Here is a 20,171-nt window from a genome sequence, read left to right on the forward strand (position 1 = left end):
AAAGGAGCTTCCTGTATAATAAAAAGCGTAGACGTTGAAAATTGAAAATACCTCAGAGTACAATAAGACTACTGACTGGCAGGTTAGTAAAAATCTTATTATACAGAGAGGTATCTACAATGAAGTCTAACACACAGAACGCAAAAATTGAAGCTATTACAGAAAAAACTTTGGTACTCGGAATTGATGTCGGAAGTGAAATGCACTATGCCAGAGCTTTTGATTACAGAGGAATCGAGTATTCGAAGAAGCCATTTAAGTTTAGCAACACAGAGGCCGGATTTGTGACATTTAAGGAATGGATCCTGGACCTCAAAGAAAGACATGAGAAGGATAAGGTGATTCCAGGTATGGAACCGACCGGGCATTACTGGTTCAATCTTGGAAAGTTTCTACAGGATAATGAAATGAAACCGGTGCTTGTAAATCCTCACCATGTGAAAAAATCAAAAGAACTCGACGACAATAATCCGACTAAAAATGACCGTAAGGATCCGAAAGTTATAGCAGGATTAGTTAGAGAGGGACGTTACATGATCCCATATCTGCCGGATGGTGTTTATGCTGATCTTAGAACAGCATCAAACATAAGATTCCAGTTACAGGCGGAACTTACAAGAATTCAAAACAGGATCAGTCGTTGGTTCAATATATATTTTCCTGAATATAAGACGGTATACGGAAAGTCGGATGCCAAGAGCGGAATGCTAATCCTTAAAACAGCACCACTCCCTGAAGATATCCTGACGTTAGGTATCGATGGAGTGAACCAAATCTGGCGTGATGCGAAGTTAAGAGCAGTTGGAAAGGCGAGGGCGAAGATCCTGATAGAAGCTGCTGAGCACAGCGTTGGAAGCAAAGAAGGTGCGGTGTCTGGAAAAATGGAAATTCGAATGCTTCTGGAGGACTATGAATCCAGAAATACGCGTCTACAGGAAGTTATGGTTCTAATTGAAGAACTGGTAAGAAAGATTCCGATGACTGAAAAGCTGTTAGAGATCAAAGGTGTGGGAATCAGGACAGTGTCAGGATTCCTTGCAGAAGTAGGTGATATCAGCCGCTTCAACAATCCGAAGGAACTGCAGAAACTTGCAGGATTGGCATTGGTTGAAAATAGTTTGGGAAAGCACAAGGGCGAGACAACAATAAGCAGACGAGGTCGAAAGAGACTTATATATCTACTCTTTGAGGTTGCAATGTCACTTGTGTCGAAGAACCAGGAGTTCAGGGAACTCCATAATTATTACACAACCAGAAGACTAAATCCATTGAAGAAAATGCAGTCACTTATGGCAATTGCAGCTAAGCTGATACGAGTCTTTTATGCCATTCTGACGAAAGGTGTGGATTATGATCCGAAAAAGATGGTCAGTGACATCAAGAGACCAGCAGTTTATCTACAGGCTGCGTAAGAAAGATAAGTAACTGTAATGGAGGCTGTCATGTGGACAGCCACTGAATCAAGCGGAATGTAACAGATAACGTCCACTGATCACAGTGCTGGAACAGGAAGCGAGTCAGTAATCAATAATACAAAGAATGAGCCAGTAGTCGGCAGAAATCATCACCAAGGGGCATGACCCCGTAAAGGAGCATAGCTGACACCCTGGTTATGGGTAGGCAGAACGAAGGAAGTTAGGACCTCTGGAGACAGAGATGATCCTGGTGGATATAGGAGGTTAGCTGCCATAGAGGGAAGGGCATACGCAAGACCAGTAAAGCGAAAATCAATGACGTTTTATTTCGTATACCATTCAACCGCTATTTCAGTACCTGATACATCGAAATGCTCATAGCTGTGGCTTATTCACTGAGATATGAAAGGTTGAAAAACCTTGAATTTTCAATAAAAAACACTTGATTATATGAGGAGGAGATCTGTATGCGACTGGAAGAACATCCTGTCCTGGATTTTGACCGGGGAGAAGAGGTCGTTTTTTACTATAACGGTCAGCCCATCACCGGCTTTACCCACGAAACCATCGCCGCCGCCCTGCATGCGGCTGGCATCCGCACACTGGGACACAGTCCCCATCTGCACCGTCCAAGAGGTCTTTTTTGTGCCATCGGCAACTGTTCCTCTTGTTTCATGACTGTAGACGGTGAGCCAAATGTCCGCGTCTGCGTGACCCGCGTAAAGGCCGGCATGAAAGTGGAAGAACAGCACGGAAAGGGGGTTGTCCTATGATCAAACAGACCGAAATTCTCGTCATCGGAGGCGGACCGGCGGGTCTCTCTGCTGCCTGTGCCGCCGCCGAGCTGGGAGCCAGCGTCCTCTTATGTGAGCGCGATTACCTCCCCGGCGGTCAGTTAGTCAAACAGACGCACAAATTTTTTGGTTCCGAAAAACAATATGCCGGAGAACGCGGCATCCACATCGGAAACCTGCTGATAGAAAAAGCGAAACACCATCCAAATATTGAAATTTTGACAGAAGCAACCGTGCTGGGAATCTATGAGGACGGCATCGTTACTGTTTTTTATCACGGAAAACACATGAAAATCCGCCCATCCAAAATCATTCTCGCCACCGGCGCTTCTGAAAAGTTTCTGGAATTTCCCGGCAATGATCTTCCCGGCATCTACGGTGCCGGTGCCGTGCAGACCCTCATGAATGTCGCCGGCGTCAAACCGGCTGAACGTGTTTTAATGGTCGGTGCAGGCAATATCGGTCTGATTGTCTCCTATCAGCTGATGCAGGCAGGGGTTGAGGTTGCCGGCATTATCGAAGCCGCCCCAAAAATCGGCGGTTATCTGGTCCATGCCTCGAAAATCCGCCGCTCCGGTGTTCCTATCCGGACTGGCTATACGATCGAAAAAGCGTATGGAACCGATGCCCTTGAGGGCGTTGTCATCGTACAGGTTGACTCCCAGTTCCAGCCTGTCCCCGGCACGGAAGAGACGATTCCCTGCGATACGCTCTGTCTGGCAGTCGGACTGGCTCCGCTGACCGAGCTTTGCTGGCAGGCTGGCTGTGATATGGCATTTATCCGCGAATTATCCGGGCATATCCCGCTGACCGATGAAAACCTGGAAACCTCGGTTCCGGGCGTCTATGCAGCCGGCGATGTTTCCGGAATCGAAGAAGCCTCTTCCGCTATGGTGGAAGGCCGTCTCGCCGGATGTGCCGCTGCCGAAAGCCTCGGCTATGAGCCTGTCCGGGCGGCAGCCGAAAAGGAAGCTGCCCGTTCGGAGCTTTCTGAACTGCGCTCCGGTCCTGCCGGTGCCAGAATTTTAAGCGGTCTGGAAAAAGCCCGTAAACTTCGCCTGGAGCATGACATATGCAGGAAAGGAGGCGCGTCCGTATGTTAATTCAGACAGGAATCCCGGATAAAGAAGCCATTGAAGCAGTTACGCCGAATGAAACACGTTTTTTAAAGGGCGCCGTTGCCATCGCAGAGTGTTTTCAGAAAATCCCCTGCAATCCCTGTACAAAGGCCTGTGTAAAAAAAGCAATCCACATCGAGCCGGATATCAACGAGACACCCAAAATTGATTTTGATGTCTGCAATGGCTGCGGTGCCTGTATGCTGAAGTGCCCGGGTCTTGCCATTTTCATCGTTGATAAAACATACAGCCCGACCGAAGCCCTCGTAAAGCTTCCGTTTGAATTTCTGCCGCTTCCTAAAAAAGGAGAGCTTGCCTGCGGTCTGAACCGCTCCGGCGAAGCTCTCGGCTGGTTCCCGGTCGTACAGCTCATCCAGGGCGGCGCTAAAAATAAAACCAACATTGTCTGTCTGGCGGTTCCGAAGGAACTTGCCATGGACGTTCGGGCAATCAAAGTAGGGGGGTATCAAAATGGATGATAAAAACACAATCCTCTGCCGATGTGAAGATTTAACCCGCGAGGACATTTTAAAATGTATTCAGGATGGTTACCGCACCATCGACGAAATTAAACGTGTAACCCGCGCTGGAATGGGTCCCTGTCAGGGACGTACCTGCCGGATGTTGATCGCACAGGAACTCTCTTCCTATTATAAACTTCCTCTGGAAGAGGTCCTGATGCCAACCTTCCGCCCTCCTGTCAAACCTATCAGCATGGGCACTCTGGCAGACGCCTGGGAAGAAACCGTCCGGGACGGGGATGAAGGTTCTTACGGATCCTACGATCCGTCTGCTACAAAAGGAGGTGGCTGCGAATGAAAAAAGCCTACGATGTCATCATTATCGGCGGAGGCATTATTGGATGTGCCACCGCATTTGAACTCGCCAAGCGTGGAATCACGGACATCCTCCTGATTGAGAAACGCTTTCTGACCTCCGGCGCAACGGGCCGCTGCGGCGCCGGTATCCGCCAGCAGTGGGGATCCGAGCTGAACGCGCGGATCGCTCTGGAAAGTACCCATATCTTTGAACATCTGGAAGAATATACCGGCTATACGCGCAGCTGCGGTCTCCATCAGGGCGGCTATCTTCTGGTTGCTTATACAGAAAAAGAATGGGCACAATTTCAGGAAAACCTCAAAGTCCAGCATAAGCTCGGCATTGATTCCCGCGCCGTCGATTTAAAAGAAGCAAAAGAGATTGTTCCATACCTGAATACCGACGGTATGTTTGGCGCTACCTTCTGCCAGAAGGATGGTCACGCAGATCCGTTCCAGTGTACACAGGCCTACGCACAGGGTGCCAAACGGATGGGTGTTGAATTTCTGACCTACACCGAGGTCACCGGGCTTCAGACGAAAGCCGGACGCATCCACGCCGTTGAGACAACAAACGGAACCTTTGAAGCCAGAACCGTCATCAACTGTGCCAACGTCCATGCGCCAGAGCTGGCTAAAATGGTTGGTGAGGATATTCCTGTTACCTCGGAACGCCATCAGGCGCTGGTAACCGAGCCGGTTGCACCTCTCATCGACTGCATGGTTATGTCCTTCCACCGTTCCTATTATGTCCAGCAGACACCACATGGAAGCTTCGTCATGGGCATCGGTCCCCACGAAGCCCCCAGCTACAATTTCAATTCTTCCTGGCAGTTTCTGGAAAAGAACTGCGCTGTCATGTGTGAAGCACTTCCGATTCTGCGGAAACTGAAAGTGGTCCGCCAGTGGGCTGGACAGTACGATTTAAGCCCGGACTGCAACCCTGTCATCGACGAGGCGGCTGAGGCAAAAGGATTTTACAGCGTCTGTGGGTTCTCTGGTCACGGTTTCATGGTCTCCCCCCGCATCGCCATTCTCATGGCAAACCATCTCGCCGGGCAGGAGGACAGCATGGATATCAAGTTATTCAGCAAAGAACGCTACAAAACCGGCAAGCTCCTCCTGGAGCCGGCGGTTGTATAGATATAGCATAAACGCAAAAATCGGCAGTAAACGAACCAATTTTCGTTTACTGCCGATGCTTTTACGCCTCTTTCGTCCCTTTATTCTTTCGATCCAGAATAACCAGAACCACAATCAGCGCTGCGAATCCCACGCCGGTTCCCACCCAGCCATTGGCGGTAATTCCGGCCGCCAGATAACCGAGGAAACAGCACGCCGCTACGCACAGCACATACGGGATCTGGGTCGATACGTGGTTGATGTGGTGGCACTGGGCGCCAGCCGACGCAAGGATGGTCGTATCCGAGATCGGGGAAACATGGTCGCCGCAGACCGCACCTGCCAGAATCGAAGCCGTCACGATTGTAAGGCTGTTCATATTTTCAGCGCCAACCACCGCAAATGCAATCGGAAGCAGAATACCGAAGGTACCCCAGGACGTACCGGTCGAGAACGCCAGCCCCGCCGCGATGACGAACATCAGGGCCGGCATCAGGGAGCCGACCAGCGCATTGCCGCCCACTACCTCTTTGACATAGCCGCCGATGTTTAAGTAATCCGCACTGCAGATACCAGACAGAGTCCAGGCAAGGCACAGAATCATGATCGCCGGGATCATCGCCTTGACGCCGATCGTGAAGGATTCACAGAACTCATTGAACCGGATGACACGGCGGATCATGTAAAATGCAAAGATAAACACCAGTGTGAAGAAGGAACCAAGCACCAGGCTCAGTGCCGAATCACAGTTGGCGAACGCCTCGACCAGACCAACGCCGTCCAGGATGCCGCCTGTATACAGCATACCGCTGACGCAGAACGCAATCAGAACCAGGATCGGAAGAATCAGATCGATAACCTTTCCGTTGCCGGAGATCTCCATCGCCTCCGCCTCGACCGTCGTCTCTTTTCCGGTCTTTTTCACCTGTTCTTCATAGCGTTTCATCGCCGCGAAATCAAAATCGCCTGCTACCAAAAAGAGCATGAAGCAGATCGTGAGAAGCGCATACAGATTAAACGGAATCGTGTGAAGGAACAGACTGAAGCCGTCCACTCCGCTGTCCTCCGGAAGCGAAGAACCGACCGCTGCCGCCCAGCTTGAGATCGGCGCGATGATACAGATCGGCGCCGCCGTCGCATCGATGATGTAGGCTAACTTCGCACGTGTGATCTTGTGCTTGTCCGTCACCGGACGCATAACCGTGCCGACGGTCAGGCAGTTAAAATAGTCATCCACGAAAATCAGCATTCCGAGGAACATGGTTGCAAACAGCGCGCCCTTCTTCGTGCGGATCGCGTGGGACGCCCACTCACCATAAGCCTTCGACGCACCAGACTTTGTGATCAGTGCTACCACGATGCCGAGAAATGCCAGGAAAAGCAGAATGTTGACATTGCCCCCGATCTTCTCGCCCATGATCGCGATCATTGTTTCCACCGCATGAAGCGGATTTGGACCCGTAAATAAAAACGCGCCCGACATAATACCTATCAGCAGAGACAGGTACACCTCTTTCGTAATCAATGCAAGCGCAATGGCTACGATAGGCGGTATTAAAGAAAAAATCGTACCGCTCATAATTACCCCCTTATGGATTATCTGTACACATTCGGGCAAATTCTGCCCGTTTTTGAGCACACTATATCTACATAATAAATGTCCCCGGGCACTTTGTCCAGCGTCCGGGGACATTTTTTCATATTTTCTCTCTTTTTACTTTCTTTTCCTGCTTTTTACTCTGCTTTCTCCAGCTCTGCCAGTTCCAGAGCTGTCGCCTCGTATTTGGCAAGAATGACATTTTGAATCATGTCTCTGGTTTCCGAATTAATCGGGTGGGCAATATCCCGGTATTCTCCATCCGCAGCCTTACGGCTCGGCATAGCAATAAAAAGTCCTTTCTCTCCCTCAATAACCTTGATATCATGAACCACAAATTCATTGTCAAGTGTGATGGATACGATGGCTTTCATCTTACCTTCCTTCTCTATCCGCCGCACTCTTACGTCTGTAATCTGCATACCCATTTACCCCTTCCGTCTGTTCTTTGATGTACCCTATAATGTAAACCGCTCGTTCTTCTCAATGACAATCTTTACATCTTCCGGCGTACCGATGTGCGTCGTGTTGGCGCGGATCGTATCACGGCTCTCTACAATACAATTCTCAATCACTGTATTGTCCCCGATGTAAACATCATTTAAAATAACAGAATTCCGGATGATACAGTTATTGCCTACATATACCTTCTTAAACAGAACCGAGTTCTCCACCGTACCATTTAAGATACAGCCGCTGGATACCAGGCTGTTCTTGACATTTGCACCCGGATTGTATTTTGCCGGCGGAAGATCATCTACCTTGGAGTAGATCTCCGGGTATTCCTTGAAGAAATAGTGGCGTACATCCGGTTTTAGGAAATCCATGTTCGTCTTGTAGTACGAATCAACCGAAGCGATGTTGCTCCAGTAAGTTCCTAACTTATACGCGTAAATGCGTTTGAGGTTCTTATATCTGACTAAAATATCGGTAACAAAATCATACCGATCCTCTGCTGCACAGCGCTCCAGAAGTTCGATGAGCTGACGGCGGCGGATTACATAGATACCGCAGGAGATCATGCTGGAGGTCGCCAGCATCGGTTTTTCCTCAAAATCTGTGATACGTCCGTCATCATTTAACTTCACCAGACCGAAGCGGGTAACGTCCTCCTCCGGAGGCATCTCCTTGCATACTACGGTAATATCCGCTTTCTTTTCAATATGATACTCCAGTACCTTGCCGTAATCCAATTTATAGACACAGTCGCCGCCTGCAATGACCACATACGGCTCATGACTTTTCTTTAAGAAATCGAGGTTCTGATACAGCGCATCTGCGGTACCGCGGTACCAGTCGCTGCTCTCTGCCGTGATCGTCGGTGTGAATACATACATGCCGCCCTGCTTACGTCCGAAATCCCACCACTTGGAAGAACTCAAGTGCTCATTCAGGGAACGGGAGTTGTACTGCGTCAGTACCGCCACACTCTGGATGTGGGAATTGCTCATATTGCTCAGAGCAAAATCGACACTGCGGTAGCTGCCTGCGATAGGCATCGCTGCGATGGCTCTCTTATTGGATAATTCTCTCATTCTCTTGCTGTTGCCGCCAGCTAAAACAATCCCGATCGCTCTCATTGTATTCCACCTGCCTTTATGATATAATCGCCGCTCTCCAGCTCGCCGCCGTGATAATCGTCTGCCGTCGTCACACCGGAAATCGCTGTGTTCCGTCCTATCTTCACTCCATCCGGTATCACGGAGCGCTCTCCGATCGTTACCAGATCGAACTGATATACCTTCTTGTCGTACTTGCTCTCGGCATATTCTCCGACGCCGACCTCGGCATTCTCACCGATGGTAACGTCCTCCGCCACGATCGCCTTATCCACAACCGTGCCAGCGCCGATCGTCGTGCCCTTCATGATGATCGAATCACGGATCACCGCACCTTCTCCGATCGTAACGCCTGCTCCGATGACCGAGTTAATGACTTCGCCGTATACCTCGGTGCCCTCGCCGATGATACTGCGCTCTATCTTGGACTGCTCCGATATAAATTGTGGGGGAATAATATCGCTCTTCGTGTAAATCTTCCAGTATTCTTCATACAGGTTGAACTCTGGAATGATGTCGATCAGTTCCATGTTTGCCTCCCAGTAGGAGCCAAGGGTTCCGACATCTTTCCAGTAGCCGTTGTACTCGTATGCGAAGATACGTTTTCCAGCTGCATGGCAATACGGGATAATGTGCTTTCCAAAATCACATCCAGGCTCGTCCGAGAGCTTGATGAGCGCTTCCTTGAGCACCTTCCAGCTGAATATGTAAATACCCATGGAAGCTAAATTGCTGCGCGGATTCGCCGGTTTCTCCTCAAACTCCGTAATGCGGTTGTTGTCATCGGTTATAACGATACCGAAACGGCTTGCCTCCTCCATCGGAACCTGCATCGCCGCGATCGTCACATCCGCATTGTTTGCTTTGTGGTATTCCAGCATTACCTCGTAGTCCATCTTGTAGATGTGGTCGCCGGACAAAATCAGCACATACTCTGGATTGTACGTTTCCATGTATTCCAGGTTCTGGTAGATCGCGTTCGCCGTACCGGTGTACCAATCGCTTCCTTTGCTCCGCTCATACGGCGGAAGTACCGTCACACCACCTACGTTGCGGTCCAGATCCCACGGAATACCGATTCCAATATGTGCATTCAGCCGCAGCGGCTGATACTGGGTCAGAACGCCTACCGTGTCCACTCCCGAATTGATACAGTTACTTAACGGAAAATCGATGATTCGATACTTTCCTCCGAAAGAAACCGCAGGTTTTGCTACTTTTTGAGTTAAGACACCCAGACGACTGCCCTGTCCGCCTGCCAACAGCATAGCTATCATTTCCTTTTTAATCACGATATCACCCCTCGATGCTCACATATAATGTGTATTTTAAACCTGTTTTTATTATAACATACTTCACGAAAATAGTGAACAAATTTTTAATAGAATTTGTCCCAATTTTGTACATTTTCCGACATTTTTCGTTCCTTTTACATAATATTTTCGTAATTCCGGGATGTGGAATCTACCTTTGATTTTCCCATGGATAACCCCACGCTTCGCTTGGATATGCAGATGCAGTATTAAGTTCCCGTCATTTTGCTGCCCAGTGAAAAAGACTGATAATTTTTTCCTTCTATCCCCCCAGATTTTCCCTCCGTCCCTTGAATCTACAAGGAAAATACAGTATAATGAAAGTTAAACACGGTCTGCACACTGCAGGGCAGTCCGCATGAGAAAGTTTATTTTGCAAAATAAGGAGTTTACTGAGATGAATTTAACCACTGTAAGAGAAATTTACCGTTCCAGAGAGACGTATCTGGACAAAGAAGTTCAGATCGGCGGCTGGGTACGAAGCGTGCGCGGTTCCAAGAACTTTGGCTTCATCGTTGTGAGCGATGGCAGCTACTTTGAGACGCTTCAGGTTGTTTACCATGATACAATGCCGAACTTTGCGGAGATCTCCAAGTTAAACGTAGGCGCATCCATTATCGTAAAAGGTACCCTGGTTGCGACCCCGGAGGCAAAGCAGCCGTTCGAGATTCAGGCGACCGAGGTAGCCGTTGAGGGACCGTCCGCTTCGGATTATCCGCTTCAGAAAAAACGCCACAGCCTTGAATATCTGCGTACCATCTCCCACCTGCGTCCGAGAACCAACACCTTCCAGGCTGTGTTCCGTGTACGTTCCCTGGCAGCTTACGCGATCCATCAGTATTTCCAGGAGCGCGATTTCGTGTATGTCCACACTCCACTGATTACCGCAAGTGACTGCGAGGGCGCCGGTGAGATGTTCCAGGTTACCACGATGGATCTGAACAATGTTCCGAAAAAGGACGACGGCACGGTTGACTACTCCCAGGATTTCTTCGGAAAACCAACTAACTTAACTGTCAGCGGTCAGTTAAACGGCGAGACCTACGCGATGGCATTCCGCAATATCTACACCTTCGGACCGACCTTCCGCGCAGAGAACTCCAACACGACCCGTCATGCAGCTGAGTTCTGGATGATCGAGCCGGAGATGGCATTTGCGGATCTGAACGACAACATGGAAGTTGCCGAGGATATGTTAAAATATGTCATCCGCTACGTCTTAGAGCACGCACCGGAAGAGATGAATTTCTTCAACCAGTTCATCGACAAGGGACTCCTTGACCGCTTAAACCACGTATTAAATTCCGAGTTCGGTCATGTAACCTACACCGAGGCTGTCCGCATCCTCGAAGAGCACAACGACGAATTCGACTACAAGGTATTCTGGGGCTGTGACTTACAGACCGAGCATGAGCGCTACTTAACCGAGAAGATCTTCCAGAAACCGGTCTTCGTTACCGATTATCCGAAGGAGATCAAGGCATTCTACATGAAGATGAACGAGGACGGCAAGACCGTTGCAGCGATGGACTGTCTCGTACCGGGCATCGGCGAGATCATCGGCGGCAGCCAGCGTGAGGACAGCTTAGAGAAGTTAGAGGCGCGTATGGACGAGCTTGGACTCAAAAAGGAGGACTACGATTTCTATCTGGATCTGCGTAAATACGGTTCCGCAAGACACTCCGGATTTGGTCTTGGATTCGAGCGCTGCGTGATGTACTTAACCGGCGTTTCCAACATCCGTGATGTCATCCCGTTCCCGAGAACCGTAAACAACTGTGAACTGTAAACAATAAGCAACTATGGGGCTGTCGCAAATACTGGAATCCGCTTTCTGCTATTTGCAGCAGTCCCTTTTCTATTATTATTTCAATATGTACATACGGAGTGACAGACTCCTGAAAGGGGGAGAGAATGTGAAATTTATCCATACCGGCGATATCCACTGGGGCATGTCCCCGGACAGCGACAAGCCGTGGAGCCGGGAGCGCAGCCGCGATATCCGCGATACGTTTACCGCCATCATCGCCAAGGCAAAGGAACTGCGCGTGGACTGCCTGTTCATCGCGGGGGATCTGTTCCACCGCCAGCCGCTGCTGCGCGACCTGAAAGAGGTCAATTACCTGTTTTCCACGATCCCGCAGACACAGGTTATCATCATCGCAGGCAATCACGACCGGATCCGCAAAAATTCCGCTGTTTTAAGCTTTTCCTGGGCTTCCAACGTGACGTTTCTGGAAAGTGAGGATGTCTCATCCGTCTATTTTGAGGATATCAACACCGAGGTGACCGGCTTTTCTTACTATACTGCGGAGATCCCGGAGCCGCGCCTCGATACTCTTGAAGCGCCGGAGGATGGAAAAATCCACATTCTGCTGGGGCACGGCGGCGACGCGAACCACGTCCCGATTGACCGGGCGGCGCTGGCTTCCTCCGGATTTTCGTATATCGCACTGGGGCACATCCACAGGCCAGAGATCCTACTGGACAAAAAGATGGCATACTGCGGTTCCCCGGAGCCGCTTGATAAGACCGAGACCGGCAGGCACGGCATCCTTTACGGCGAGATCGACCCGGAAAGCTGTCAGGTAACGACACTGGACTTTATTCCGATGGCGAAGCTCCGCTACATCCCGCTCATCGTCCGCGTCACGCCGGATACGACCAACACGGAGCTGTACTTAAAAATTGCCCATGAGATCGAACAGCGCGGCAATGACAATATTTTCCGCTTCAAGGTGCAGGGCATGCGCGATCCCGATATTTCCTTCGATCTGGACGCCTTAAAGCTGCGTTTCCGCATCGCGGATATCATCGATGAGACGGAACCGCAATACGATTTTTCCGCCCTGTTTGCCGAGCATCCAAGCGATATGATCGGCTTTTACATCCAGGCACTGAAAAAACCGGACATGAGTCCGGTGGAGAAAAAGGCGCTGTTTTACGGCATCCACGCCCTGCTTCTCACCACCGATGAAAGGAGTTAGCTTCCATGCGTTTTCTTGATCTTTATATCAGTGGGTTTGGAAAATTTCATGACACAGCCGTCTCCTTTGAGGACGGGTTAAACGTCATTTACGGTAAAAATGAAGCCGGCAAATCCACGATCCACACCTTTATCCGCGGCATGCTCTTCGGCATCGAGCGTCAGAGGGGGCGCGCCGCCAGAAACGACATCTACAGCAAATATGAGCCGTGGGAAAACAGCGGCACCTACGAGGGGCAGCTCCGGCTTGAATCCGACGACGGCACCATTTACCGGATCGAGCGCTCGTTCCAGAAAAACAAGAAGGAATTTACCGTCATCAACGAGACGACCGGACGCGAGGAACCGGACGGCCGCGCCGTATTGCAGGAAATTTTGGGCGGCATGAGTGAAACCATGTACAACAACACCATCAGCATCAGCCAGTTAAAGAGTGCGACCGATGAAGGTATGGTTTCGGAACTGAAAAACTATATTGCTAACATGAATACCTCTGGCAATATGGCGCTCAATATCACTAAGGCGACCGCCTATCTGAAAAATCAGCGCAAACAATTTGAATCCCAGTTAAGCCCGGAGGCTTCGGTCAACTATACCTCCCTTCTTAGCGAGATCCGCGCGCTGGAACGCGAGCTTTCTTCGCCAAAATATGAGAATCAGTTACAGGAATACTCAAAGCTGCGTGACTCGGTTCGAAATGAACTGGAACATCAGAAAATAGAAAAAGAAGATTTATCCGACCGGCTGCAGAAGAGCCGTCAGGTACTGGATGAGTTTTCCTTTACGGATGAGGCGTCCATCGAGGCGTACCGCAGTCAGGCTGAAACACTCTACCAGGACTATCAGCATGCACAGGTGTCTTCCTCCAGCAAGGGATCCCGGTTTTTCCAGGTGTTTTTCTTTATCGCAGCGGCGATCTGCGCCATCTGCGCGGCATACTGCGGATATCTGGCGTTCTTCCCGCTTCCGTCCCCGTGGCTGGGAGCTGGTCCCACCGCCCTCATCTTTGGCGTCGCTGCTCTTGTGCTTCTCATGCTGGGAATCTGCGTCACACGGCACCGGAGCCGCCGCAGGCAGGAGGCGGAGAAAAGCGCCTCTGTTTTATCGGAGATTTTGCGCCGCCACCTGGGCGAATCCGAGATTTCGGATGAATCCATGAAGCTTTTGTCCCAGCGGCTGGACCGCTTCATCACGCTCTGCCACGCCGTTACAAACTCGGAGGATTCACTGGTAAAACGTTCCGAACAGATCTCGGCGCTGATGGCAAAGCAGAATGACTGCAGCCTTGTCATCGAGGAACAACAGCGCGTCCAATGGGAGTTAGAAAAAAAGCTGGAGCACCTATCCGCCTGCAAAGACCGGGCAGCGGCGCTCAAACACATTTTAAATGAAAATGAGCGCATCCATCAGGAGATCGCCTCCGTGGATCTGGCGCTTGATACCTTAAAAGAGCTTTCCACGACCATCCGGGATTCTTTCGGCCTGTACTTAAATAAGACTGCATCCGACCTGATCGCCGGAATTACCGGCGGAATTTATTCCAGCATCAGCATCGATGAGAACCTGAATGCGTTTTTAAACACCCGCCGGAAGCTGATCCCGCTTGAACAGGTCAGCAGCGGCACCGCCGACCAGATCTATCTGGCGCTGCGCCTCGCCGCCGCCCACTTTATCCAGGGCGATGCAGACCGGCTGCCGCTCATCTTTGACGACAGCTTCGTCCTCTACGACGACGAGCGCCTGAGAACCGTCCTCAAATGGCTGCCAAGTGCCTATTCCGGGCAGATTCTTGTATTTACTTGTCATGAGAGGGAGATGCGGGTGCTGAAGGAAGAAGGAGCTGCGGTGCATGAGGTGCGGTTGTAGGACCCTTTTCATACATAACCGTGACGTTGCCTGTTTCCTATGACATTAAAAAGAACGCCATTTTCTGACATGTACTGGTCCGGAAATGACGTTCTTTTTGTTTCTATTTTAAAGGTCTATTTTTAGTCCCGTATTCCCGCCCGATACTTCGCCAGCAGCTTATTGATACGTCCAGTCGGATTTAACAGCTCGCTTAAGGAGGCATCGTGGTTCAGGTTATCGATGATGAGCGCGATGTATTTGCTCATATCGACGCTGATATAGTACGGTCTGGAGAGAAGCTCCGGTGTCTGGTATACCAGGTTGGTGGTCAGGACGCGGTCGATCAGACCGTTCTCATAGTACTCGTCAAACTTCTGCAGTCCGTTGGTAAACAGACCGAAGGTCGCACATACGAATACCTTTCTCGCCTTGCGGCTCTTTAATTCCTTCGCTACATCTAACATGCTCTCGCCGGAGGAGATCATATCATCGATGATCAGGACATCCTTGCCCTCTACGCTGGATCCCAAGAACTCATGAGCAACGATCGGGTTGCGTCCGTTGACGATCCTGGTGTAATCGCGGCGTTTGTAGAACATACCCATGTCGAGTCCCAGCACGTTGGAGAAGAAGACAGCGCGGGACATACCGCCCTCATCCGGGCTGATGACCATCATGTGATCGCTGTCAATCTCCAGCTCTTTCTCATTTTTCAGCAGATATTTGATAAACTGGTAAATCGGCTGAACGGTCTCAAAACCCTTGAGCGGAATCGCGTTCTGGACACGCGGATCGTGTGCGTCAAAGGTAATGATATTCTCAACGCCCATATCTACCAGCTCTTCCAGTGCCAGCGCGCAGTCTAAGGACTCACGGCCGGAGCGCTTATGCTGGCGGCTCTCATACAGGAACGGCATGATTACGTTGATACGGCGTGCCTTTCCGCCTGCTGCCGCAATGACACGTTTCAGATCCTGATAATGATCATCCGGGGACATATGGTTTACCATGCCGCACAGAGAATATGTCTGGCTGTAGTTGCAGACATCCACGATCAGATATAGATCATCGCCGCGCACCGACGCCTTGATCTCGCCCTTTGCCTCGCCGGAACCAAATCTCGGTGTGTTTGCCCCGATGATGTAGGAGTCTCTCTGATAACCTGAAAATGCGATCGACGTCTTGTGCTCGCTCTCGCGCTCATTTCTCCAGTCCACCAGATATTTGTCTACCTTACCTACCAGTTCCTCACATCCCTTTAATGGAATCAGTCCCAGCGGACCTACCGGTATCGTCTCAATGATTTTCTCTTCGTACAGCATTTTCCATTTTCCTCCAGCCTGTTTACTCTCTGTTAATTCGCTTTTTTTGCATATGTTAGCGCATTCTAACGTCTCTTTTATATCATTATGTCCCTTATAAGTCAACCCATTACCGGTTTTCCAGCTTTTTTCGTATCCGGATATCCTCGCCGTAGAGCGGAATGATCTGATACTGGCTTATGATCCGTGACATGACGCGATCGGTAAACTCGTCGCGCATCTCATTGACCGGCAGATTGGTGGAAATGATCGTGCCTTTCTTCCGGTTTAAGCGCTCGTTGACCACATAGAAGAGCTGGGAAGTCGTAAACGTATTCACCAGTTCCGTCCCCAGATCGTCGATGATCAGCAGATCGCACTCTAATAAATACTGGGAGCGGTCGCGATCCTCATCGGTCGCATCATTTGCGAAGCGGTCCCTTGAAAATATCTCATACATCTCCACCGCTGGGAGATACACGACGCTGAAACAGCGCTCAATCAGCTCTTTCGCGATGCAGTTGCTTAAAAACGTCTTTCCAAGCCCCGTTTTTCCGGTAAATAAGATATTTCCCTTTTCTTCTTTAAATCCGTCCACATAGCGGTGGCAGAACGCCGTCACTTGCTCCATATACGCGCGGGCAGTCTTGCCGCTACGCGGATCGATCTTCGTGTCATCAAAATAATCATAGGAAAAATGAGAAAAATTTTCCCGCTCCAGCACTTCCCGGATATTCGACTGGGCGTATAACAGATCGATCTCCCGCTGACGGAAACAGTGGCATTTTTTGCCGTCTTTGTACCCGGTATCCTTACAGTTCGGACAATTATACTGCATCTCCAGATAGTCCGCCGGATAGCCGTAGGCGCTCATCAGCACCTGGCGCTGCTCTTTCAGGTCTGCGATTGTCCCTCGCAGACGTTTCACCGCGTCCGCATCGCCCGCCAGAAGCTCTTTCGCGCTCTTGACCGCCGCGGCGGCGATCGCGTCGTTCATCTCCCGGACCGCCGGTATTTTCTCATAGACCTCATCAACCCGCGCGTCCAGCTCATGTTTCTTCTGAAGCTGTGTCCGGTTATAAACACGCATGATCGATTCATACTGCGAATTACTGAGTGCCATCGTCCCCTCCTGTCTTCTGCGCTCCGTTTATCATGCTCCATACCATCTCGTCGTAATCATATCCGTGTTCCTCCAGATTGTGGAACCGGTTGGAAGAACGGCTGCTGCCTGCAGACGCCTGCCGGCGCTTCGCCCCGCCTTCTTCCTTCCGTTTTTTATCTAGCTCTGACACATCCCGGAAGCTCTTGACCCCGGCATTTTTCCAATCCCGCAGGATCTTGTCTGCATAGTCAAACGACGGTTTATGTATCTGCCGGATCGTGCGGCTGCACGCCTCGACGATCAGCTCGCGTGTGAAACCGTACTCCCAGAACCATTTTTCGATAAATTCACTCTCGACCTCCGCCGGGCTCCGGTCCGAAAGCCCCATCGCCCGCATAACCGCGAATGAACCCTTCGTGTAGCCTCTGCCGCTCGCTTTCGCCTGTTCCACATCCTTGATGCCGCGCTTATGCCAGCCGAGCGCCACCTTTTCCATATAGCGCAGGCTGGTGTGGTGGTTCTGCACGCAGTACTCAATCAGGTATTCCAGCAATTCCCCGGAAAATCCCAGATTCGAATAGAGATTTCCAAGAATCTGGCAGTCCGTCGGTGTGAGCAGCTTGTTTAAATACTGCTGGGCAATATAAATAAGCTGCTTAAACGACTCATCCGAGGTCAGGCGTGACATATCGCAGGCTGCGGCTTCCCGCGCGGCAGTTTTTGTAGATGGCGCAAAGGAACCAGCGCCTGCCAGGGATTCCGTTGAAGCAAAAACCGGCGAAATTTGCTGTCCCGGCGTCTCCTGAAACGATCGCTGTGCCTCTTCACCGACTTCCGTTCCCAGCACCCCGGCTCTCTGCCAGTATGCCAGCGCGCGCTGCACGTCCGCCTCCGTGTGGTTGAGCGCGTCCGCGATCTGTCCGATCGAGACTTCCTCCTGCTGGTGGCGGAGCAGGTACAGATATACCTTCACATATTCTCCACTGGCTCCCGCCATATATGTATCAATAAATACGTCCGGAACCGGCGTCGCGCCCACCGCCAGCCGGTTTTTGAGTCCTATTCCCATCTTCTAACTTCCCTCTTAGCCATTCTGCGTTCTCACATTTCCTGTTACCATTTATCTATCAGCAGCCTGTGGCTGTGTGAACCGTTCAAACTGCTGTATTTTACTTTCATTTTAAAATATTCTCTATTTGTTCCATCTAAATCTTCCTGTTTTCTTACTTTTCCACCGTTTTTATTTTGTTTCCGGACTTTTCCACAGTTTTGCTCCGGACAAGACAATTTTCATCCATTTATCACAGGCTCACTGCGTCTGTTCCTATCATAACATACCTTTTTTTAAAAAGAAATACTCCTAATTATGGTTCGCGACCGACACTTTTAGACCGATTTTTCCACTATTTTGATTGTGGATAATGTGGATAATGTGGAAAAAGCCTTCAAGAATCCTCAAAAAACAACCCTGCCCCCGACAAAATCCTTATTTTATCAACATTTTCGGCATTTCGCCATTTTCACATTTAGGCGCAAAAAATCCACATAGTTCCTTTACATAATATGTTGAAAACTATGTGGATAATGTGGATAACTATATGTACTCTGGGAGTGCATCTATTTCGCAAGGAGGTTTTCCCCTACATTTACAACGTCTCCGGCGCCCATGGTTATCAGCAGGTCACCCTGTGCACAATGTTCCATGACAAATTTTTCTATTTCATCGAACGTCGGCAGATACCAGGCTTCTTTTCCTTTTTCTTTTAGAAGCTTCACGATATCCTCCGAGCTGATGCCCAGTGTGTCGGTCTCGCGCGCCGCGTAGATATCCGCCAGAATGACCTTATCTGCCAGTGAGAGCGCCTCGGCAAACTGCGGCAGAAATGCCTTCGTCCGCGTGTAGGTGTGCGGCTGGAAGATGCACCAGAGTGTCTTGTGTGGATAGTTCTGCGCCGTCTTTAAGGTAGCCTCGATCTCATGCGGATGATGCGCATAGTCGTCGATGATGGTAAATCCATTTACCTCACCCTTCTTTTCGAACCGGCGGTTGGTTCCAGTAAAATGTGCCAGTCCCACGCGGATGGCGTCCATGGAGATGCCATTTTCCAGGGAAACAGCGATGGCTGCCAGCGCATTGTATACATTGTGCTCACCTGCCACACCGAGCGTCAGGCGCTCTTTCTTCTCACCGCCGATATAAAGATCGAAGGACGGATGCGCGTAATCGTCATACTGGATATCACCGGCACTGTAATCGTTGCCGCGGCTGTGACCAAAAGTAATAACCTTGCCTTTTGCCGCTTCTATGATCTCCTGATAGTTCTCGATATCGCCGTTGATGACAATCGCGCCCTGAGCCGGTACGCGCTCGGCAAACAGCTTGAAGGAATGACGGATATCCGCCAGATCCTTGAAGAAATCGAGATGGTCTTCTTCTATATTAAGAATGACCGCCATCGTCGGGTAGAAGGATAGGAAGCTGTTGGTATACTCACACGCCTCCGTCACGAAAAATTCCGGTCCGCCGACGCGGATGTTGCCGCCGATCGCCGGAAGGATGCCGCCGACCGAGATCGTCGGGTCATTTTTCGCCTGCAAGACAATCTCCGTTACCATTGAAGTGGTTGTCGTTTTGCCGTGTGTTCCAGCAATCGCGATCGCATTTTTATAGTTCCGCATCATCTCGCCCAAGAGCTCTGCACGGGTCAGCATCGGAATGCCGCGCCGTTTTACTTCCTGAAATTCCGGGTTATCCGGGTGAATCGCTGCGGTATAGACAACCACATTGATGCCATCCTGGATATTCTCCGCTTTCTGTCCGATATATACCTTCGCGCCGCGCGCCTCCAGGTTATCGGTCAGCTCCGAACGGTGTGCGTCCGAGCCGGACACAGTGAATCCCTCGTCCATCAAAATCTCTGCCAGTCCGCTCATGCTGATACCGCCGATTCCGATGAAATGGACGGATTCTGGTTTATTAAAATCAATCTGATATACATTCTCACTCATATTTGTGCATTCCTTCCCCGCCGCAGGCGGTTTTTGTTTTCGCAGACGCCATAGAAAAACGATATGGAACCGCGAGGCATTGTGTTTTCACGTCCTTTTAATTTAACTTCTTTTACATGAAATTGTCAATATAAGGCAAAAAAAAATAAAAGATACACGCCAGCCATCGCACTGCGATCCGTCTGT

Annotated in this window: 17 protein-coding genes; 9 read left to right on the forward strand and 8 right to left on the reverse strand. The window is 50.2% G+C overall.

Annotation, left to right across the window (positions count from 1 at the left end; genetic code table 11):
- Positions 1-119: 119 nt before the first annotated feature.
- From DWZ76_RS14040 to DWZ76_RS14065, 6 genes are all read left to right on the forward strand, one after another.
- Entirely contained in the window at positions 120-1,412 is a 1,293-nt protein-coding gene (locus DWZ76_RS14040) for an IS110 family transposase (protein WP_118472998.1), read from the forward strand.
- 470 nt (positions 1,413-1,882) lie between these two features.
- Positions 1,883-2,188, forward strand: a complete 306-nt coding sequence (locus DWZ76_RS14045) for a (2Fe-2S)-binding protein (protein ID WP_022359568.1) — start codon at positions 1,883-1,885, stop codon at positions 2,186-2,188.
- Entirely contained in the window at positions 2,188-3,312 is a 1,125-nt protein-coding gene (locus DWZ76_RS14050; protein WP_118473022.1) for an NAD(P)/FAD-dependent oxidoreductase, read from the forward strand. The genes DWZ76_RS14045 and DWZ76_RS14050 overlap by 1 nt, the downstream gene beginning before the upstream one ends.
- Positions 3,306-3,806 (forward strand): 4Fe-4S binding protein, encoded by a 501-nt coding sequence (locus DWZ76_RS14055; protein WP_118472999.1) that lies wholly within the window; start codon positions 3,306-3,308, stop codon positions 3,804-3,806. The genes DWZ76_RS14050 and DWZ76_RS14055 overlap by 7 nt, the downstream gene beginning before the upstream one ends.
- Complete coding sequence (locus tag DWZ76_RS14060) at positions 3,799-4,146, forward strand: (2Fe-2S)-binding protein (RefSeq protein ID WP_118473000.1); 348 nt, start codon at positions 3,799-3,801, stop codon at positions 4,144-4,146. Before DWZ76_RS14055 ends, DWZ76_RS14060 begins: the two co-directional genes overlap by 8 nt.
- Complete coding sequence (locus tag DWZ76_RS14065; protein ID WP_022359572.1) at positions 4,143-5,288, forward strand: FAD-binding oxidoreductase; 1,146 nt, start codon at positions 4,143-4,145, stop codon at positions 5,286-5,288. Before DWZ76_RS14060 ends, DWZ76_RS14065 begins: the two co-directional genes overlap by 4 nt.
- Before the next feature lie 61 nt (positions 5,289-5,349).
- Here DWZ76_RS14065 and DWZ76_RS14070 read toward each other — a convergent pair whose 3' ends face one another.
- The 4 genes from DWZ76_RS14070 to DWZ76_RS14085 form a co-directional block, all read right to left on the reverse strand.
- Entirely contained in the window at positions 5,350-6,846 is a 1,497-nt protein-coding gene (locus DWZ76_RS14070; RefSeq protein WP_107001699.1) for a Na+/H+ antiporter NhaC family protein, read from the reverse strand.
- A 155-nt stretch (positions 6,847-7,001) separates the two neighbouring features.
- The gene (gene spoVG, locus DWZ76_RS14075) at positions 7,002-7,286 is read right to left on the reverse strand and encodes a septation regulator SpoVG (protein ID WP_107001781.1); all 285 of its coding nucleotides are present in this window, start codon (positions 7,284-7,286) and stop codon (positions 7,002-7,004) included.
- A gap of 36 nt (positions 7,287-7,322) precedes the next feature.
- A complete protein-coding gene (glgD, locus tag DWZ76_RS14080) occupies positions 7,323-8,444 on the reverse strand; it encodes a glucose-1-phosphate adenylyltransferase subunit GlgD (protein WP_022359575.1) in 1,122 nt (373 codons plus the stop codon).
- Positions 8,441-9,715, reverse strand: coding sequence for a glucose-1-phosphate adenylyltransferase (locus DWZ76_RS14085; RefSeq protein ID WP_118473001.1), 1,275 nt, complete (start codon positions 9,713-9,715; stop codon positions 8,441-8,443). Before DWZ76_RS14085 ends, glgD begins: the two co-directional genes overlap by 4 nt.
- A gap of 418 nt (positions 9,716-10,133) precedes the next feature.
- Here DWZ76_RS14085 and asnS point away from each other — a divergent pair, with 418 nt between their 5' ends.
- The 3 genes from asnS to DWZ76_RS14100 all read left to right on the forward strand — a co-directional run bounded on the left by asnS (position 10,134) and on the right by DWZ76_RS14100 (position 14,588).
- Positions 10,134-11,525, forward strand: a complete 1,392-nt coding sequence (gene asnS, locus DWZ76_RS14090; protein WP_107001706.1) for an asparagine--tRNA ligase — start codon at positions 10,134-10,136, stop codon at positions 11,523-11,525.
- Positions 11,526-11,652: 127 nt separating this feature from the next.
- Positions 11,653-12,723: a DNA repair exonuclease gene (locus DWZ76_RS14095; RefSeq protein WP_118473002.1), complete on the forward strand. Its 1,071-nt coding sequence runs from the start codon at positions 11,653-11,655 to the stop codon at positions 12,721-12,723.
- A 5-nt stretch (positions 12,724-12,728) separates the two neighbouring features.
- On the forward strand, positions 12,729-14,588 hold the full coding sequence (locus DWZ76_RS14100) for an AAA family ATPase (RefSeq protein WP_118473003.1): 1,860 nt from the start codon (positions 12,729-12,731) through the stop codon (positions 14,586-14,588).
- A gap of 122 nt (positions 14,589-14,710) precedes the next feature.
- Here DWZ76_RS14100 and DWZ76_RS14105 read toward each other — a convergent pair whose 3' ends face one another.
- From DWZ76_RS14105 to murC, 4 genes are all read right to left on the reverse strand, one after another.
- Complete coding sequence (locus DWZ76_RS14105; RefSeq protein ID WP_022359580.1) at positions 14,711-15,892, reverse strand: ribose-phosphate pyrophosphokinase; 1,182 nt, start codon at positions 15,890-15,892, stop codon at positions 14,711-14,713.
- Positions 15,893-16,001: 109 nt separating this feature from the next.
- Positions 16,002-16,994, reverse strand: coding sequence for an ATP-binding protein (locus DWZ76_RS14110; RefSeq protein WP_118473004.1), 993 nt, complete (start codon positions 16,992-16,994; stop codon positions 16,002-16,004).
- Positions 16,981-18,045: a DnaD domain protein gene (locus DWZ76_RS14115; RefSeq protein ID WP_118293765.1), complete on the reverse strand. Its 1,065-nt coding sequence runs from the start codon at positions 18,043-18,045 to the stop codon at positions 16,981-16,983. The genes DWZ76_RS14110 and DWZ76_RS14115 overlap by 14 nt, the downstream gene beginning before the upstream one ends.
- 548 nt (positions 18,046-18,593) lie before the next feature.
- Positions 18,594-19,985: a UDP-N-acetylmuramate--L-alanine ligase gene (gene murC / locus DWZ76_RS14120; protein WP_118473005.1), complete on the reverse strand. Its 1,392-nt coding sequence runs from the start codon at positions 19,983-19,985 to the stop codon at positions 18,594-18,596.
- Positions 19,986-20,171: the final 186 nt, after the last annotated feature.

It is taken from the genome of Clostridium sp. AF35-15 (assembly GCF_003477745.1).
In the GTDB taxonomy this organism is placed as follows: Bacteria; Bacillota; Clostridia; order Lachnospirales; family Lachnospiraceae; genus Otoolea; species Otoolea fessa.

Bases quoted from the DNA above. Each gene is read 5' to 3' on its own strand.
- DWZ76_RS14040 (WP_118472998.1), top strand. From the start codon at position 120: ATGAAGTCTAACACACAGAACGCAAAAATTGAAGCTATTACAGAAAAA.
- DWZ76_RS14045 (WP_022359568.1), top strand. From the start codon at position 1,883: ATGCGACTGGAAGAACATCCTGTCCTGGATTTTGACCGGGGAGAAGAG.
- DWZ76_RS14055 (WP_118472999.1), top strand. From the start codon at position 3,306: ATGTTAATTCAGACAGGAATCCCGGATAAAGAAGCCATTGAAGCAGTT.
- DWZ76_RS14060 (WP_118473000.1), top strand. From the start codon at position 3,799: ATGGATGATAAAAACACAATCCTCTGCCGATGTGAAGATTTAACCCGC.
- DWZ76_RS14065 (WP_022359572.1), top strand. From the start codon at position 4,143: ATGAAAAAAGCCTACGATGTCATCATTATCGGCGGAGGCATTATTGGA.
- DWZ76_RS14070 (WP_107001699.1), bottom strand. From the start codon at position 6,846: ATGAGCGGTACGATTTTTTCTTTAATACCGCCTATCGTAGCCATTGCG.
- spoVG (WP_107001781.1), bottom strand. From the start codon at position 7,286: ATGCAGATTACAGACGTAAGAGTGCGGCGGATAGAGAAGGAAGGTAAG.
- glgD (WP_022359575.1), bottom strand. From the start codon at position 8,444: ATGAGAGCGATCGGGATTGTTTTAGCTGGCGGCAACAGCAAGAGAATG.
- asnS (WP_107001706.1), top strand. From the start codon at position 10,134: ATGAATTTAACCACTGTAAGAGAAATTTACCGTTCCAGAGAGACGTAT.
- DWZ76_RS14100 (WP_118473003.1), top strand. From the start codon at position 12,729: ATGCGTTTTCTTGATCTTTATATCAGTGGGTTTGGAAAATTTCATGAC.
- DWZ76_RS14105 (WP_022359580.1), bottom strand. From the start codon at position 15,892: ATGCTGTACGAAGAGAAAATCATTGAGACGATACCGGTAGGTCCGCTG.
- DWZ76_RS14110 (WP_118473004.1), bottom strand. From the start codon at position 16,994: ATGGCACTCAGTAATTCGCAGTATGAATCGATCATGCGTGTTTATAAC.
- DWZ76_RS14115 (WP_118293765.1), bottom strand. From the start codon at position 18,045: ATGGGAATAGGACTCAAAAACCGGCTGGCGGTGGGCGCGACGCCGGTT.
- murC (WP_118473005.1), bottom strand. From the start codon at position 19,985: ATGAGTGAGAATGTATATCAGATTGATTTTAATAAACCAGAATCCGTC.